Annotated in this window: 15 protein-coding genes; 4 read left to right on the top strand and 11 right to left on the bottom strand. The window is 69.2% G+C overall.

Going from position 1 to position 16,573, the window contains the following annotated elements; translation table 11 throughout:
• The first annotated feature begins 55 nt into the window (after positions 1–55).
• Positions 56–1,432, top strand: a complete 1,377-nt coding sequence (locus ACQ5DX_RS11870) for a glutamate decarboxylase (protein ID WP_430332808.1) — start codon at positions 56–58, stop codon at positions 1,430–1,432.
• 63 nt (positions 1,433–1,495) lie between these two features.
• On the opposite strand, the gene ACQ5DX_RS11875 is transcribed toward ACQ5DX_RS11870, so the two are convergent.
• From ACQ5DX_RS11875 to nadA, 4 genes are all read right to left on the bottom strand, one after another.
• Complete coding sequence (locus tag ACQ5DX_RS11875; RefSeq protein ID WP_430332809.1) at positions 1,496–4,153, bottom strand: LuxR C-terminal-related transcriptional regulator; 2,658 nt, start codon at positions 4,151–4,153, stop codon at positions 1,496–1,498.
• Between the two features lie 247 nt (positions 4,154–4,400).
• Positions 4,401–5,261 (bottom strand): carboxylating nicotinate-nucleotide diphosphorylase, encoded by an 861-nt coding sequence (gene nadC, locus ACQ5DX_RS11880; protein ID WP_430332810.1) that lies wholly within the window; start codon positions 5,259–5,261, stop codon positions 4,401–4,403.
• Complete coding sequence (locus ACQ5DX_RS11885; protein ID WP_430332811.1) at positions 5,258–6,835, bottom strand: L-aspartate oxidase; 1,578 nt, start codon at positions 6,833–6,835, stop codon at positions 5,258–5,260. Before ACQ5DX_RS11885 ends, nadC begins: the two co-directional genes overlap by 4 nt.
• A complete protein-coding gene (nadA, locus tag ACQ5DX_RS11890) occupies positions 6,835–7,878 on the bottom strand; it encodes a quinolinate synthase NadA (protein WP_430332812.1) in 1,044 nt (347 codons plus the stop codon). The genes ACQ5DX_RS11885 and nadA overlap by 1 nt, the downstream gene beginning before the upstream one ends.
• A 102-nt stretch (positions 7,879–7,980) precedes the next feature.
• On the opposite strand from nadA, the gene ACQ5DX_RS11895 reads away from it, so the two are divergent.
• Positions 7,981–8,715, top strand: a complete 735-nt coding sequence (locus tag ACQ5DX_RS11895) for an NUDIX hydrolase (protein WP_430332813.1) — start codon at positions 7,981–7,983, stop codon at positions 8,713–8,715.
• A gap of 6 nt (positions 8,716–8,721) precedes the next feature.
• Here the strand turns inward: ACQ5DX_RS11895 and ACQ5DX_RS11900 are convergent, their stop codons facing one another.
• Entirely contained in the window at positions 8,722–9,276 is a 555-nt protein-coding gene (locus ACQ5DX_RS11900; protein ID WP_430332814.1) for a TetR/AcrR family transcriptional regulator, read from the bottom strand.
• A gap of 37 nt (positions 9,277–9,313) precedes the next feature.
• Between ACQ5DX_RS11900 and ACQ5DX_RS11905 the strand changes: the two genes are divergently transcribed.
• Positions 9,314–9,994 carry a lysophospholipid acyltransferase family protein gene (locus tag ACQ5DX_RS11905; RefSeq protein WP_430332815.1) on the top strand — a complete coding sequence of 227 codons (681 nt, stop codon included), beginning with the start codon at positions 9,314–9,316 and terminating at the stop codon, positions 9,992–9,994.
• A gap of 224 nt (positions 9,995–10,218) precedes the next feature.
• On the opposite strand, the gene ACQ5DX_RS11910 is transcribed toward ACQ5DX_RS11905, so the two are convergent.
• From ACQ5DX_RS11910 to ACQ5DX_RS11920, 3 genes are all read right to left on the bottom strand, one after another.
• Complete coding sequence (locus ACQ5DX_RS11910) at positions 10,219–11,010, bottom strand: hypothetical protein (RefSeq protein ID WP_430332816.1); 792 nt, start codon at positions 11,008–11,010, stop codon at positions 10,219–10,221.
• A 116-nt stretch (positions 11,011–11,126) separates the two neighbouring features.
• The gene (locus ACQ5DX_RS11915; protein ID WP_430332817.1) at positions 11,127–11,984 is read right to left on the bottom strand and encodes an alpha/beta fold hydrolase; all 858 of its coding nucleotides are present in this window, start codon (positions 11,982–11,984) and stop codon (positions 11,127–11,129) included.
• 54 nt (positions 11,985–12,038) lie between these two features.
• On the bottom strand, positions 12,039–13,445 hold the full coding sequence (locus tag ACQ5DX_RS11920) for an MFS transporter (RefSeq protein ID WP_430332818.1): 1,407 nt from the start codon (positions 13,443–13,445) through the stop codon (positions 12,039–12,041).
• An 82-nt stretch (positions 13,446–13,527) separates the two neighbouring features.
• On the opposite strand from ACQ5DX_RS11920, the gene ACQ5DX_RS11925 reads away from it, so the two are divergent.
• Positions 13,528–14,586 carry a winged helix DNA-binding domain-containing protein gene (locus ACQ5DX_RS11925; protein ID WP_430332819.1) on the top strand — a complete coding sequence of 353 codons (1,059 nt, stop codon included), beginning with the start codon at positions 13,528–13,530 and terminating at the stop codon, positions 14,584–14,586.
• Between the two features lie 16 nt (positions 14,587–14,602).
• On the opposite strand, the gene ACQ5DX_RS11930 is transcribed toward ACQ5DX_RS11925, so the two are convergent.
• The 3 genes from ACQ5DX_RS11930 to bioB form a co-directional block, all read right to left on the bottom strand.
• Positions 14,603–15,106 carry a DUF2567 domain-containing protein gene (locus ACQ5DX_RS11930; protein ID WP_430335634.1) on the bottom strand — a complete coding sequence of 168 codons (504 nt, stop codon included), beginning with the start codon at positions 15,104–15,106 and terminating at the stop codon, positions 14,603–14,605.
• 68 nt (positions 15,107–15,174) lie between these two features.
• Positions 15,175–15,420 (bottom strand): hypothetical protein, encoded by a 246-nt coding sequence (locus ACQ5DX_RS11935; RefSeq protein ID WP_430332820.1) that lies wholly within the window; start codon positions 15,418–15,420, stop codon positions 15,175–15,177.
• Positions 15,407–16,411: a biotin synthase BioB gene (gene bioB / locus ACQ5DX_RS11940; RefSeq protein ID WP_430332821.1), complete on the bottom strand. Its 1,005-nt coding sequence runs from the start codon at positions 16,409–16,411 to the stop codon at positions 15,407–15,409. Before bioB ends, ACQ5DX_RS11935 begins: the two co-directional genes overlap by 14 nt.
• Positions 16,412–16,573: the final 162 nt, after the last annotated feature.

Genomic DNA, 16,573 nt, shown 5'->3' on the forward strand with positions numbered 1-16,573 from the left:
CACAATCGCGTCACCCGTTCCATCCACAGATCGTTCGAAGTATGGAGGAGAGAAGATGTCGAACAACTTTGCCGCTCCCGCTGAGACGCTCGCACCCGCGTACACGGGACGGCTCGGAACCGACCCAATCCCCGCCTTGCGAATGCCCAAGGCCGAGACCGAGCCCGAGGCCGCCTACCGCTTCATCCACGACGAGTTGATGCTGGACGGAAGCTCGCGCCTGAACCTGGCCACCTTCGTGACCACCTGGATGGACCCGCAGGCCGACCGCCTGATGGCGGAGACGTTCGACAAGAACATGATCGACAAGGACGAGTACCCCGCGACCGCCGAGATCGAAACCCGCTGCGTCAACATGGTCGCCGCCCTGTTCAACGCGGAGGGCCTCTCCGAGACCGATCCGACCTCGGCCACCGGAGTCTCCACCGTCGGTTCGTCCGAGGCCGTGATGCTCGCGGGCCTGGCACTCAAGTGGAGGTGGCGGGCCGCCCGCCGGGCGGCCGGCAAGGACACGGACCGCCCGAACCTCGTCCTCGGCAGCAACGTCCAGGTGGTGTGGGAGAAGTTCTGCCGCTACTTCGACGTCGAGCCGAAGTACCTCCCGATGGAGAAGGGGCGCTACGTCATCACGCCCGAGCAGGTGCGGGAGGCGGTCGACGAGAACACCATCGGTGTGGTGGCCATCCTCGGCACGACGTTCACCGGCGAGCTCGAGCCGGTCGCCGAAATCGCCGCAACGCTCGACGAGTTGGCGGCTGCGGGCGGCCCCGACGTACCCATGCACGTCGACGCCGCGAGCGGCGGATTCGTGGTTCCCTTCCTGCATCCCGAGCTGGAGTGGGACTTCCGCATTCCGCGGGTCGTCTCCATCAACGTCAGCGGCCACAAGTACGGGATGACCTACCCCGGAATCGGATTCGTCGTGTGGCGCTCCAAGGAGCACTTGCCGGAGGACCTCGTGTTCCGAGTGAACTACCTCGGCGGGGACATGCCGACGTTCACGCTCAACTTCTCGAGGTCCGGCAACCAGGTCGTCGGGCAGTACTACAACTTTGTCCGGCTCGGGGTCGCCGGCTACACGCAGATCATGGAGTCGCTGCGCGACACCGCGCTGATGCTGTCCAGCGAGATCTCGAAGATCGACAACATGGAGATCATCACCGACGGCAGCGCCATTCCGGTCCTCTCCTTCGAGGTCGTGGGCGATCCCGGCTTCACTGTCTTCGACATCTCCCACGAACTGCGGGCGCGCGGCTTCCAGGTCCCCGCCTACACGATGCCGGCGAACGCGGAGGACGTCGCCGTACTGCGCATCGTGCTGCGGGAAGGCTTCAGCCGCGACCTCGCGTGGAAGCTCGTCGTCGCGATCAAGGACGTCATCGGACGTCTGCGCGCCGGTAACGAACACGCTGCGCAGGCCTTCTCGCACTGAGGCACCGGGGCGGGGCGCCGGTCGCCCCGCCCCCGCCCCGCGCCGGTGTCAGGCGGTACCGGGTCAGAGCAGCCGACGACGTGCCGCGACCTCCAGCGCCTCCGCACGGCTGGATGCGTCGAGCTTGCGGTACACGTTGCGGGTATGGGTGCGAACGGTGTTGAGCGAGACGTGCAACTGTTGTGCGATCAGGCGCAGCGGCTTACCCGTGCGCAGTTCAGCGAGAACGACTTTCTCGGTTCGGGTGAGCCCGGGGTTGCGCCCCCGGTGCGCCTCCACGAGTTTTGCGCGCACGTGGTCGAGGAAGGCGCCGGTGTAGTCGCCTCCGGGAGGGGTCTCCGCGAGCAGTTCCGCGGCATCGCCCCCGCAGTCGACGAAGGGACTGACGATCCCACCCGGTTCGGCGAGCGTGAGCGCCCGTCGGACCGCGCGCATCGCGTCGGCCGGACGATCCTCGCGGCGGGCCACGACGGCATCCAGTATCGAGACACGCACGGCGAGCGCGGGATGCACGAACTCGGCCGCGTCCAGCACCGGGTCGAGGAACCGGCGAGCGGACGCCGGATCCGCCTGCGCGATGCAGATCATCGCTCGCGCCACCTGGACGTCGAGGTTCTCACCGAACGCCCGGTGCGCCGTGTCGACGACCTCGGCCGCGAACGAAAGCCGCCCCGCGTCCAACAGCACCGCGATAGCCGGCGTGACGAGTGTGTTGCTCAGCCCCTCCTGGGCGCCCCGCGTGAGCAGGCCGACAAGGGCCCGTCCGACAGCGTCGGCCTCGTCGACGGTCGGAACCGGATTGCGCCGCGCCTCGAGGATCGCGAATGCGACCTCGGCGTGACCGCCCGAGATCGGCGCGGTGGTCCCGTCGGGGCGCTGATGGCGTCCCGATCCGGCCGCCAGCGCGTAGACCGGGCTGTCGTCGGGCAACCGCTCGCTACGGAGATACCTGTCCATGCAGACGGCAGCCGCGCACTGGAAGGTGTCGATCCGATCCAGCTGACCGTGATCGACTGCGTAACGGAGGGCTCGCTCGGCCCGGGTGGTCATCGTCACGAGATCTCCACGAACCCCGGACAAAATGGAAAGCCTTGCCAGACAGCGCATCACGAGCCGTGGATGCGCACCGAGGTCGGCGAACGCCAGCGCCTCCCGAAGAAGTCGCTCGCTGCCGATCGGATCGCCCGTGAACATGAGGACGGCGGCGCGCTGGATTGTCACGTAGCAGTCGAGATCGACGTTGCCGGTCTTCGCCTGCACGTCGTGCACGGACTCCGTTGCGGTCGGCATGGGACGACCCGAAATCACGGCGATCTCGACACCCAGCGCGGCCGTGAAGGCCGCGGCGAGAGCCGGCCGGAGCGCAACCGCGTCCGGGGCGAGCGCGGTACCGAAGTGCGCCCGCGCCGCGTCGGGATAGTTCCGCTCGAGCGCCTCGAGCGCCCGGAGGAGTCGGACGCCCTGCTTGTCGCCGTGCCGGTCTGCGAGAAGGTCGAGGATCGCATCGCCCTGCCCGTCGAACACCGCGGCCAGCCCCAAGCTGTACATGAAGTCCGCGATCGCCAGTTCGTCGCCGGCCTCGAGCAGGTGCTCGAGGGCGACGGTCGGCTGTCGGGAATCCACGAACCAGCGTCCCGCCGCCGCATGTAGTCGAGACAGACGATCCGGGTCGGCAGAGCGCAGATGCGATCGCGTGTATGCGCGCAGCAGTGGGTGCCACGCATACTGCACGTCGTCAGCGGTCGCGAGCCGCCGGATCGGAATGCACCAGCGTTCGCGCTCCTCCAGTGCCAGGTCCACATTCGCGCGGTCCAGGCAGGCGGCCAGTTCGGTCCCGAACTGATCGACGATGCTGGTGGCCTCGACGAACCGCCACAGCTGCCCGGGTACCACCGAGACCATCTCCCCGACCACGTAGTCGGCCAGCGGCTGCGGGTACCGGGCGAGATCGGCAATCCCGCTGGCGACATCGCCATCGGCACCGAGGCGGGTCGCCGCGACGCGCAGCGCAAGCGCCCAGCCTCCGGTCAGATCGAGCACCGCGTCGAGTTCCGTCGCTGAGAGGGCACAGCGATGCTCGGCGAAGATCGCGGCGGCCGCAGTGCGATCGAGCGCGAGGTCCTCCCATCCGATCGGCACGAGGGAGCCGTCTGCCACGTACCTCACCCATGGAAGCGGCGGCGAGAACCGTGCTGCCAGGACCACCGTCAGGTTCGGCGGCGCCGCATCCAACAGATCTTCCAGCAGTCGGAGCGCGGCAGTCCGCGTGAGTACGTGCGCATCGTCGAGCACGAGGACAGCTGCGCGGCCCGCCTCGGCGACGGCCCGCACGGACCCGAGCAGCGAACCGCCGTTCGAGGAGGCACCGTCCGGCGCGACCAGGCGATCGAGCGCCGCACCGAGCTTGTCCTCCAATGCATTCGGATCATCGTTCAGATCGGCGCCCAACCTCACCCACGCGACCGCGGGCCCGTCGTCTTCCCCGACCCGTGCCGTCCAGTCCGCCAGCAACGTCGACTTTCCGGTGCCCGCCGGCGCACAGACGAGGACCCTCCCCGTCGTGGACCGGGCGACGACGCCATCGAGCACGGCATACAGATCCTCGCGAGGCTGAACCGTGACGGACAGTCGCGGCGGAAGGAAGTCCGAGCCATCGGCGATCGCACGCTGCGAGGCCGGCCGAACATCGGACGTCGCGCGATTGGAAACCTGCTGCGCCACAGCACCCCTCCGCTCGTCCTGCCCACACTCCCCGACAAATGGTTCTTACCAGACGATCCGGTCATCGAAGCAAAGATCAAGATCAACTGCGGGCAGGTACGAACCGGGCGGACATCCGAATCCGGGTCGCCACCAGCCCGCGCCACTCCGGGACCATACCGCGCATTCCCGAGCGCAAGGGGTCAAAACGGCCTGTCTCCGGGCCGGTGTCGCCACCGAACCGGAGACAGGCGATGAGAAGCGACGACTACATGTCCAGGCCGAGATCGAGCACGGTCACGGAGTGCGTGAGGGCACCAACGGCGAGGTAGTCGACACCCGTCTGCGCGTAGTCCGCGGCGACGTCGAGGGTCAGGCCTCCCGAGGACTCGAGCTTGGTCTTCGGCGAGACGGCGTCCCGGCGCTGGACAGCGGTCTGGGTCTGCCACAGCGGGAAGTTGTCCAGCAGAACCAGTTCGACGCCCTCGGCGAGGACCTCGTCGAGCTGGGCGAGGGTGTCCACCTCCACCTCGCACTCGATGTCCGGCGCGACGGCACGCACCGCGCGCAGTGCGGCGACGACGGACCCCGCCGCGGCCACATGGTTGTCCTTGATGAGGGCAGCGTCACCGAGGCCCATCCGGTGGTTGACGCCGCCGCCGACGCGCACCGCGTACTTCTGCAGACCACGCAGACCCGGCAGGGTCTTGCGGCTGTCACGAATCTTGCAGTCGGTCCCGTCGACCGCGTCGACCCACGCAGACGTCGCGGTGGCGATGCCGGACAGGTGGCACATCAGGTTCAGCATGGTCCGCTCGGCGGTGAGTAGACCCCGCGTCGGCGCGCTGACGGTGAGCACCGCGTCACCGGGCTGCACGCGGGTGCCGTCGGCGACCCGGTCCAGGACCTCGTAGTTCCCGGCGCCGATCACCTCGTCGAGCACCGTCAGGCCCACATCGATGCCGGCGACCGTGCCTACCGACCGGGTCACTACCGCCGCCTTCGCGACCGCGCCCTCGGGGACCGTCGCGACCGACGTGATGTCGGGGCCGTAGCGGAGGTCCTCGTCGAGCGCGGTGCGCACCAGCGCGAGCGTCTCCTGCGGATCGAGTCGGTCCTGCGTGCTCATCGTGCTCCTGTCACTTGCATTTCGGGTACTTCCAGTTCGCCGTCACGGCCGATACGCACCGGGATGCTGCGCCGGAACTCCTCCGACGCCTCGGGGTAGTCGACACGCGTGTGGCAGCCGCGGCTCTCTCGTCGCGCCGACGCCGCCAGCACGAGCGCCGACGCCGCCACGGTCAGCGCGGTGTCCTCGAGCGCACCCCCGCTGCCTGCGACCGCGACACCGCTTGCCGCCAGTTCGGTTGCGGCACTGTCGAGTCCGTTGCCGTCGCGCATCACGGAGGCGTGCGCGGTCATGAGCGCTTGCACCCGCTCGCGGGGGGCCCGCCGACGGAACGGCAGCAGTAGGTCGGTGGCCTCGACGGAGACCTCGGCGCGCTCGACCGCGGCCCGGCCGACGCGCTCGCCCACCACCAGGCCCTCGAGCAGGCTGTTGGACGCCAGGCGGTTCGCGCCGTGCAGCCCGGTGCGGGCCACCTCGCCCACCGCGTACAGCCCGGGAACCTCGGTGCGTCCGTGCACGTCGGTGACGACACCCCCGCACGAGTAGTGCGCGGCCGGCGCCACCGGGATCAGCTGTTCGGCCGGGTCGATACCCGCGGCCAGACACGACGCGGTGACGGTCGGGAATCGGCTCGCGAATCCCGGCAGGTGCCGGGCGTCGAGGTAGACGTGATCGGTGCCGGTCTCCCGCAGGCGGCGGGCGATGGCCCGCGAGACGACGTCACGCGGCGCCAGATCGCCCTGCGGATGCACCCCGTCGGTGACCGATCGGCCGTCCATGTCGACGAGCCGGGCGCCCTCACCACGCACGGCCTCGCTGATGAGGGGACGGCGGCCGACGCCGCCCGGGGCGTAGAGCACCGTGGGATGGAACTGGACGAACTCGAGGTCGGCGACGGTCGCGCCGGCCTCCAGCGCGAGGGCGATGCCGTCGGCGGTCGACCCCTCCGGGTTGGTGCTGCACGAATACAGCTGCCCCAGGCCGCCCGTCGCGAGCGCCACCGCGGGGGCGTGGATGACGCCCAGCCCCTTCTCGGACAACACGATCAGACCCGTGACGCCGCGCCGGTCGGTGGTCACGCGGGCCGCGGCGGCACCGAACAGCACCGGCATCCCGGCCGCGTTCAGCGCCCGCTGCACCTCGGCGCCGGTGGCGTCCCCACCGGCGTGGACGATCCGCCGCGTGCTGTGCCCACCCTCGCGGGTGCGCGAGACGTTGCCGTCGGAGCCGACGTCGAACACGGCACCCAGCGCGGTGAGCGCGGCGAGCGCCTCCCGTCCGGACGACACGATCGACCGCACCGCCGCCTCGTCGCACAGGCCGGCGCCCGCGACGCACGTGTCACCGGTGTGCGAGTCCACCGAGTCGGTGCGCGGGTCCCCCACCACCGCGATGCCGCCCTGCGCGTACTGGGTGGCGGTGTCGGTGGGGCCGCCCTTGCTCACCACGAGGACCCGGAGACCCTCCTCGGCCGCGGTCCGCGCTGCCGTCAGCCCGGCGACACCGCCGCCCACGACGACCAGGTCCGCCCGTGCCTCCCACACGACGCCGTCACCCCCGGGTCCGGCGACCATTACTCCCCGCCGCCGGGGTTTCCGATCTCGATCATGCGCTGCACGGACTTTCGTGCCCGCTCGGCGACGTCGGGGGCGACGTGGACCTCGTCCTTGCCCTCGACGAGGCACCGCAGCAGCGCGGCCGGCGTGATCATCTTCATGTACGGGCACGACGCGCGGTCGTTGACGGCCTGGAAGTCGACGCCCGGCGCGGCCTTGCGCAGCTGGTGCAGCATGCCGACCTCGGTGGCGACCAGGACCTGACGGGCGCCGGTCTCGCGGGCCGCGTCGAGCATGCCGCCCGTCGAGAGGATCTTGACCTTGTCCTCGGGGACGAAGCCCTCGCCGGCGAGGTACAGCGCCGAGGTGGCGCAGCCGCACTCGGGGTGCACGAACAGCTCGGCGTCGGGATGCGACTTGGACTTCGCCGTCAGCTCGTCGCCGTTGATCCCGGCGTGGACGTGGCACTCACCGGCCCAGATGTGCATGTTCTCGCGCCCGGTGACGCGCTTGACGTGCGCACCGAGGAACTGGTCGGGCAGGAACAGCACCTCGCGGTCGGGGTCGATCGAGGCGACGACCTCGACCGCGTTGGACGACGTGCAGCAGATGTCGGTCAGGCCCTTCACCTCGGCAGTGGTGTTCACGTAGGACACCACCAGCGCGTCGGGGTGCTCAGCCTTCCACTCGCGCAGCTGGTCGGCGGTGATCGAGTCGGCAAGCGAGCAACCGGCCCGCTCGTCCGGGATCAGCACCGTCTTCTGCGGGCTGAGGATCTTGGCGGTCTCGGCCATGAAGTGGACGCCGCAGAAGACGATCGTGTCCTCCGGCGCCTCGGCCGCGATGCGCGAGAGCGCGAGCGAGTCGCCGACGTGGTCGGCGACATCCTGGATCTCGGGCAGCTGGTAGTTGTGCGCCAGCAGGGTCGCGCCGCGCTCCTTGGCGAGGCGACGGATCTCGGCGGCCCACTCGGGGCCGGCCTGGACACCGGTGTACCCACCGGGGCCGTCCTGGATCTCCCGAGAGTCATCGGCCCACAACGGCGGAATCGTCGAAGTCATGGCCACTCCTTCTTCCGGAACCCTTCGTCGGCTCCGTCACTACAACCCGGGCGGGCTGGCCCGAATTTCCGAAATCGAGGTTTTCGACTTAGGATCGAAAACATGCCACATGGTAGCACCGTCCACGAAGTGCTCACCGCGGTGTTCCAGGTTCGGCCGGCGCCGGAAACCATCACCGCAGGTGACGGCCATCACGATACGAACTGCTGCCGTACCGACGAACTGATGGTGCTGTTGTGGCAGCGCGCCCTCGACCCCGAGAAGGGCACCTGGTCGCTGCCCGGCGGCGCCCTGCGCGACGACGAGGACCTCAAGACGTCGGCTCGGCGCCAACTCGCCGAGAAGGTCGATGTGCGCGAGGTCGCCCATCTCGAGCAGCTGTCGGTGTTCAGCGATCCGCGCCGAGTCCCGGGCGACCGCCGGATCGCCTCGACGTACCTCGGCCTAGTCCCCCTCCCCGCCGATCCGCAGCTTCCCCCGGACACCGGCTGGCATCCCGTCTCGGCGCTACCGGAGATGTCGTTCGACCACGGCACCGTCGTCGAACACGCCCGGACGCGCCTGGCGGCGAAACTGTCGTACACCAACATCGCGTTCGCTCTAGCGCCGGACGAGTTCACGATGTCGACCCTGCGCGAAATCTACTGCGCCGCTCTGGGTTACCAGGTGGATACCACGAACCTGCAGCGGGTCCTCACCCGGCGCGGCGTCATCACCGCCACCGGTTGCACCGCGCGATCGGGCCGCTCCGGCGGGCGGCCCGCAGCCCTCTATCGCTTCACCGACTCGCAACTGCGGGTGACCGACGAGTTCGCCGCGCTGCGGCCGCCGGTCTGATCCGAATCATCTCGGCGACAGACTGCTTCGCACCACCCGCTCGATCAATGCCCAGCGGTCGACACCCTCGGCAGCGAGCTCGAGCGACCCCGTGGACGCAAGCACGGCGATACCGTGCACGCCGACCCACAGCGCCGCCGCATCACCCTCGACGTCCCGACTTCCGGTTTCGCGCTCGATCATCGCGACCAGCCAACGAAACAGGGGTCGCGAGACGTTCCGCAGTTCCGCACCGGACCCCTCGAGGAGATCGTGCCGGAACACCAGGGTGAACATCGCCGGTCGCGCCACCGCGAAGTCGACGTAGGCCTCGGCCACGTCGACCAGATCGTGTCCCGGCCGCCCCGCCGCCCCGGTCAGCGCCGCCGAGAGATCGGTCAACCCCACCTCCGCAATCGCCGCGAGCAGACTCCGATGCGTGGGAAACCAGCGTCGGGGCGCGCCGTGGGAAACGCCGGCGCGGCGGGCGATGGCGCGCAGTCCGACGTCCGCCGAGCCGGTTTCCTCGAGCAGTTCGATGCCCGCTCTCACCAGCGCCTCTCGTGTTCCTTCGATCGTCACGTAGACAGTGTCTCCCATTTCGAGGTAGACAGTGTCTATGCCCGCACCTGCCAACTGCGCCTACCTGTTGTGTCGCTACCTGCTGATCGGACCCGCACTGCACCTGATCGGTCGGCCGAGGATCCTGGGCCGCGAGCACGTGCCGCGCCGCGGACCGGTCATCCTGGCGGCAAACCACCTGGCAGTGCTCGATTCCTTCTATCTGACGCTCGCCGCCCGACGGCCCACCGCATTCCTCGCGAAGACGGAGTACTTCGATGGCACCGGTATCGCCGGAGCGCTTCGGCGACGGTTCTTCTCGGCGCTCGGCCAGGTACCCGTCGATCGCGCCGGCGGATCTGCGGCATCACCGGCGATCGACGCCGCGGTCAGGATCGTCCACGGAGGCGGCGTATGGGGAATCCACCCGGAGGGGACCCGTTCACCGGATGGCCGGCTCTACCGGGGCCGCACGGGAGCGGTCCGCGTCGCGATGGAAACCTGCGCGCCCATCCTCCCGGTCGCCATCACCGGAACCGGACACGACTCGTCGACACGATGGTGGCAACGACGCGTCACCGTCGAGATCCTTCCGCCGCTGGACCTGACTCCGTTCCGGAGCGCTGGGCCGGACGGCGTTCGCGCCGCGACGGACGCCCTCATGCACGAGATCGGCCGCCGCACGGGCCAGGAGATGGTCGATGCTTACGCGAAATCGTGGTCGCCGCAGTTGAATTAGACACGCCGCGGCGTGATCACCCGTCGGCGAACACACAACCGGGAAGCGCGTCCTGATGCTGGACGCGTTCTGTCGGCACAAGGGGGCATCGTGGAGATGCTCGTCAGACTCCTGAGCGCACCCATGCAACCCCGATGACCTGCCGACACCGACGCGCCGCCGACCGGACGACGACCGCCCGACGTTGACCAGGCCGTGTGGTCTGCGAGCACTCGGTCGGTCGGCTACGGGCGCACGGAGTCCAGGCCGGATTCGCTCCCGCCGAAGACCGACCCGCTCGAGCCGGTCGAACCCAGCCCCACGGATCCGCCGAACGCCGGGGTGTCCACGGATTCGCGCACATACGCGTACATCTGAGACGGGGCGGTGGAGGTGCCACCGAAATAGAAGCCCGAGTACCACTTTCCCGTTTCGGCGGCGCCGCCGGGACAGAAGCGGGGCAGCGTGGCCGTCTCGTGGATCTCCCGACCGCGGATGGTGCCGTCGATCGCGAAACGGTAGCTCGAGCCGTCGATCCGGATCGAGTACCGCAGGGGCTCCTTGGCCACGAGGTCGTCGTGGGCGAGGGTCACGAGCGGGCTCTCCGGGTACTGATGCACGCCGTCGGCATTGGCGTACGGTACGAGTTCGAGGACCCGCGGCGCGGTGTCGATGCGCCACCTCCAGCCGAACATGGCGCCGTTACGGGCGAGATCGAAGTCACCGCAGTCCGAGAAGCCGGGCAACTTGTTCCAGTCGAACTGGTCGTCGGGTTGGGTGGGCGAGGTGAGGACGTACTCGGCCGTGGGCGTCAACACCAGGTCGTACGTCCGCGACGTTCCGCCCGGGCTGACCCAACCTGCCAGGGGCCCGGCAACACCGGCAGGGCGATACACCGAAGCGCTGTGTGCGCCCTGCTCGATGGTGTAGCTCGACCACCCGGCCGGCGTGTCGGGGGCACGGCAGCCGGTCAGCCCGAACGTCGCGATCACCATGGCAGCGGCGACGCCGGCTGTGCGGATCATCTTGCGGCTCATGCTCCCTCCCCCATTTCGGTGCCGCGATGATTGCACACGACCGGTCCGCCCCGCCCCGTTTCGGGGAGTTCGCGTCAGGGGCAAGACGGCGACGACAAATGACGTCCTGCGCAGCCCTACCCCTCGCGGAGCAGGAACTCGAGCGTGACGCGCTCGAAGGCCTTCTTGGCCTCGATCATCACCCAGTGCCCACAGTTCGGGAAGACGTGCAGTTCGGCGTCGGGTATGAGCCGCAACGGCATCATCGCCATGTCGAGCGGGCACTGCCGGTCGTCGAGGCCCCAGGTCAACAGGGTCGGGCACTTCACCCTGTGCATCATCGACCAGTATGGCGGCGCATCCGACTGGGCCATCGCCTGCTGTTGAGCCGCAAACGCTTTGGAGCCGTACATCGCGGCCAGCGTCCGGTGCGACGCCGGATCGGCCGCCGTCTCCCAGCGTTCCTCGATCCGCTCCTCGGTGATCACGGCCGGGTCGTACACCATGCATCGCAGCCAGCGGACGAGGTTCTCGCGGCTGGGCTCGTCGGCGAAGTCCTGCAGCAGACGGGTGCCTTCGCTCGGGTTCTGGCTGAAAATGTGGGGACCGATCCCGCCGATGGCCACGAGCTTGTCCACCCGCTCGGGATGGCGCATGGCCACGTTCGTGCCGACGACGCCGCCCATGGAGTTGCCGATCATCGCGGCAGATTCGATGCCGAGTGCGTCCATGAACCGGGTCACCGACGACGCCGCGGTGAGCACGGGATGTCCGTCGACAGGGTCGCTCACCCCGAAGCCCGGGAATTCGAGGACGTAGCAGTGGAAGTGCTTCGCGAACACGTCCAGATTTCCTCGATAGTTACGCCAGCCGCTGACGCCGATCCCGGATCCGTGCAAGAGCAGCAGCGGCGAACCGTCACCGGCCTCGTGGTAGCGCAGCACCCCCTTGTCGGTGACCAGTTCCCGCTTCGTCCCCTCGTATGTCACGTCCATTCCGCGAGACTAGAACACGTTCCAATTCCGTCGGGTCGAAATCGGCATCTGTCGTCAGCGGTCGGATGTCGGACGGTGTGCGAGCACGATCAGGAGGGTGACCGCGGTGATTCCCGCACCCACCCAGGCGGCGACGGTGTACCCGGTCTCGCTCGGAAAGACCTCACTCGTCCATGCCGCGAGGATCAACCCGCCGAGGGCGCTGCCGATCGAGAAGCCGACACTGCGCACCACCTGATTGACGCCCATCGCACTGGCGGTCTCGGCCTTCGGGGTGGCGGCGAGGATCACCGCCGGCATCGCCGCGGAGAACGCGCCGACACCGAAGCCGAGGACGCTGATCGCGACGACCGGCTCGGCGAGATGGTCGCGCGCGATCGCGAACGTCACGAACGCGACGAGGATCACGCCTGTACTGGCAGCCAGGAGGGCACGTGGGCCGAACCGTCGCTGCAACATCGGCATGAACTTGCCGGCGACGAACCCGAGCACCGAGAACGGGACCAGCACCAGACCGGCTTGGAAAGTGCTCAGGCCGAATCCGTAGCCAGTCGCCGCCGGAGTCTGGACGAATCGGGTGATGAGGCTGAGCAAGAGGTACATGGCGACGCCGCCGATCAGCATCGCCAGGTTCGCAGCGGCCACCGCTGGATGCCGCAGCGCTCGGACGTCGACGATCGGGTGATCGATGCGAAGTTCGAGGACGGCCCACCCCGCGAGGAGGAGCAGCGACACGACGAGGACGCAGGCGGCCAGTCCGGCGTGCCGGCGCCAGAGATCGGTCTCGCTGATCACGGTGAGCAGCGCCAGCAGTGCGGCGCCGAGCAGCAGCGCCCCGCGCAGATCCACCTTGCTCGTGGGCCGCGGCGGCGCGAACGGCATGGCCCGTACGGCGGCGACCAGGGCCGCCACCGTGACAGCGAGGCCCAGCGCGTACGCGGCGCGGGGCCCCCACCAGTCGGTGAGGATCCCAGCCAGCGGATAGCCCACCCCGATACCGGCGGTGGAGGCGACGGACAACAAGCCGATCGTGGCGGCCGACCGTTCTTCGGGCAGATGGTCGCGGGCGGTGGCCATCATCAGTGCCGTCAATCCGAGTCCGACTCCCTGCATCGCACGCCCGACGAGCAGTACCGGGAACGGCACGGGAAGAGCGGTGAGGGCGCTACCGGCGGCAACGATCGACAATGAGGTGATCACGACGGCGCGGCGATGCGGTCCGGAGCCGAGTCGGCCGACCACCGGCGTGGTGACCGCACCGGACAGGAGAGCGATGGTCAGCGTCCACTGCGCCGCGGCGAGCGAAACGCCGTAATCGGTGGAGACAGCCGTGATGAGCGGTGCCCCGAGACTGCCCACGACGGCGACCACGAGTCCGATGAACACCAGCGTCGCAACCAGAAACGACTGCTTACGCCGAGAGGCGTCGGTGGTCGACTCTGCTGCACTCCGCGTCGACATCACCGACGCAGCCTATCCCCGCCGATTCGCTCGACCATCCGGTGTCGCGGCGATTGTCGGTGGCCGCCGCTAGGTTCGCCGCATGACGACGGTGCGTGAACTGGCTCTGCTGCGTCTGGTCGCGCAGCGGATCGCGGGTCCCGGTTTCGATTCGGCGGTGGAAACCGTGCGCTGGCTGACCGCGGCGCAGGCCCAGGACTACCCCGGCGCGCTCGCCTCGATCGCGCTGCGATCCGGACTCCAGGGCCGCTCGTCGATGATCGCGGCGTTGAACGCCGGCGAAGTTGTGCGGTCGTGGCCGATGCGGGGAACGCTGCACTTCGTCGCGGCGGACGACCTGCCGTGGATGCTGAGCCTCACCGGCGCACGCACCCTGTCGAGCGCCGGCGCCCGTCATCGCGCGCTCGGCATCGACGAGTCCACCGTCGGGCACGCGCGTGAGATCGCGCTCGACGTCCTCGACGGGACCTCGCTCGAGCGCGGCGACCTGATGAAGGCATGGGAGCGGGCCGGGATCGAGATCGCGAATCAGCGCGGCCCACATCTCCTCTGGACGCTCGCGCTGACCGGCGTCGTCTGTCTGGGTCCGGCGCGCGACGGCAAGCAGCATGTGGTGCGCGTCGATCAGTGGATCGACAGTCCGCGCGAACTGGACTCCGATGCCGCCCTCGGGGAATGGGCGCTGCGCTACTTCCGCAGCCACGGGCCGGCGACACTCGACGACTTCGTGTGGTGGACCAAACTGACGGTGCGGCAGGCGCGGGCGGGGCTGGCGCTGGCATCCGAGCATCTCGAGCGCCTCTCGGTGGCCGGCGTCGACTACTTCCTCGACCGGGCAACCCCGGATCTCCTGGCCGCACACCGGCGGGTGGCGCGCGGGGTGTTCCTACTGCCCGGATTCGACGAGTTCATCCTCGGCTACCGTGACCGCAGCGCAGCGGTGGACCCGGAGTTCGAAGACCGCCTCCATCCCGGCGGCAACGGCATGTTCCAGCCCACCGTCGTCGACGGCGGTCGAGTGGCCGGAACCTGGAAGCGGAACGGGCGAGGCGGCGCCGCAAGGGTCCTCGCGACCCCGTTCACCGAGTTCTCCGCCCGCACCGACAAAGCTATCCCGCGTGTATTCGCGGCACTCGCCTGACGGGCGCCGGCGACCGTTACAGGCGCTCGTCGGCTTCCGCGGCGACCGGGGCTTCGCCGGGTTCGGATTCCTCGTCGCCGACCCCCAAGTCGTCGTGGGGGCTCAGCGACACGAGCAGCAGGTAGACCAGCGCCGCCGCAAACGGCTGCACCACGAGCACCATCGGTGTCGACAAGCCGGGGGCCTCCGAGATGATCGTGCCGACCGCGGGGTTGTCGGGAGCCGGGAACCGCAGCCGCGCCACCCCCATCCCCACCAGCGCGGCCACGCCGGCACCCAGCGCCGAGCCCGCCATCAGCGCTGCGACCGCCCCGGGTCCGCGCGACCGTCGCATCCCCCACACCACGACCGCCGACAACACACCGAGCACCAGCCCGATACCGACGAAGATCGCGACCGCGTCGAACCGGTGCAGACTCTCGGCCGTGAGCACGACGCCGCGGTCCTCGGCGACGACGAGCAATCGCTCCGCCGGCGCGAGAAACGCCCAGACGGCACCGGCCGGAATGCCGAGGACCATCAGCGCCGCGACGATCCTCGGGACGGCTCGCAGCCGGGGGCGTCGGGGTGTCGTCACACCATGCGACGTTACCTTCGGCCGAGCAGCGTCGAGTCGAGGACACCGTGCCGGGAGCACTTGGCCCACCAGCCGTCGGGGTTGACCTGGACCACCATCCGCCGCCCGCACTGCTCGCAGAACCGTGGCGGTTCGAGTCCCAGCTGGGCCGCCGCGGGCGTCGGATCGTCGACGCCGGCGACGACCCTGCGGCCGGTGAACGGGTTGTAGCGCTCGTCCACCGCTGCGGCCTCGCTCACGGTGTCAGAGGGTCGCATTGAGAGCCTTGATCGGCATCTCGAGGTCGACCAGCAGGTCCAGGTCACTCTCGGCGGGCCGCCCCAGCGTGGTCAGGTAGTTGCCGACGATGACGGCATTGATGCCACCGAGCATGCCCTGCTTGGCACCGAGGTCGCCGAGCGTGATCTCCCGTCCGCCGGCGAACCGCAGGATCGTGCGCGGAAGCGCGAGACGGAACGCCGCCACCGACTTGAGCGCCTCACTCGCGGGCAGCACGTCGAGATCACCGAACGGCGTGCCGGGGCGGGGGTTGAAGAAGTTGAGCGGCACCTCGTCGGGTTCGAGGGCCGCGAGGTTGGCCGCGAACTCCGCGCGCTGCTCGACGCTCTCCCCCATGCCGAGGATGCCGCCACAGCACACCTCCATGCCGGCCTCGCGGACCATGCGCAGCGTGTCCCAGCGCTCCTCCCACGTGTGGGTGGTGACGACGTTCGGGAAGTACGACTCGGCAGTCTCCAGGTTGTGGTTGTAGCGGTGCACGCCCATCGCCGCGAGCTGGTCCACCTGCTCCTGGGTGAGCATGCCGAGCGAGCAGGCGATCTGGATGTCGACCTCGTTGCGGATCGCCTCGATACCGGCCGCGACCTGCGCGAGCAGCTTCTCGTCGGGGCCGCGGACCGCGGCGACGATGCAGAACTCGGTGGCACCGGTCTTGGCGGTCTGCTTGGCGGCCTCGACCAGGCTCGGGATGTCGAGCCACGCCGCCCGCACCGGGGACTGGAACAGGCCGGACTGCGAGCAGAAGTGGCAGTCCTCGGGGCAGCCGCCGGTCTTGAGGCTGATGATGCCCTCGACCTCCACCTCCGGGCCGCACCACTTCATCCGCACGTCGTGCGCGAGCGCGAGCAGTTCCTCGAGGCGGTCGTCGCCGAGGCGCAGGACTTCGAGCACCTGCTCCTGGTTCAACGCCTCGCCACGCTCGAGCACCTGGTCGCGGGCGATCGCGAGAATGTCGGGGGCCTGGGTCACTGCAACTCCTCGGGTGCGAACAGTCCCGAGACCCGGGACCGGACGGATACAGCAACGAGCTCGGTGCCGGACTTGAACACCGTACAAGTTGAACGGCGTTCACGTTAGAGCCGCGGTGGATTAGTGTCAAAGAAAAGGCCCGTCCGACCCCGATCCGAACCG

Source organism: Rhodococcus sp. ACT016 (assembly GCF_050477185.1).
Classification (GTDB): Bacteria; Actinomycetota; Actinomycetes; order Mycobacteriales; family Mycobacteriaceae; genus Prescottella.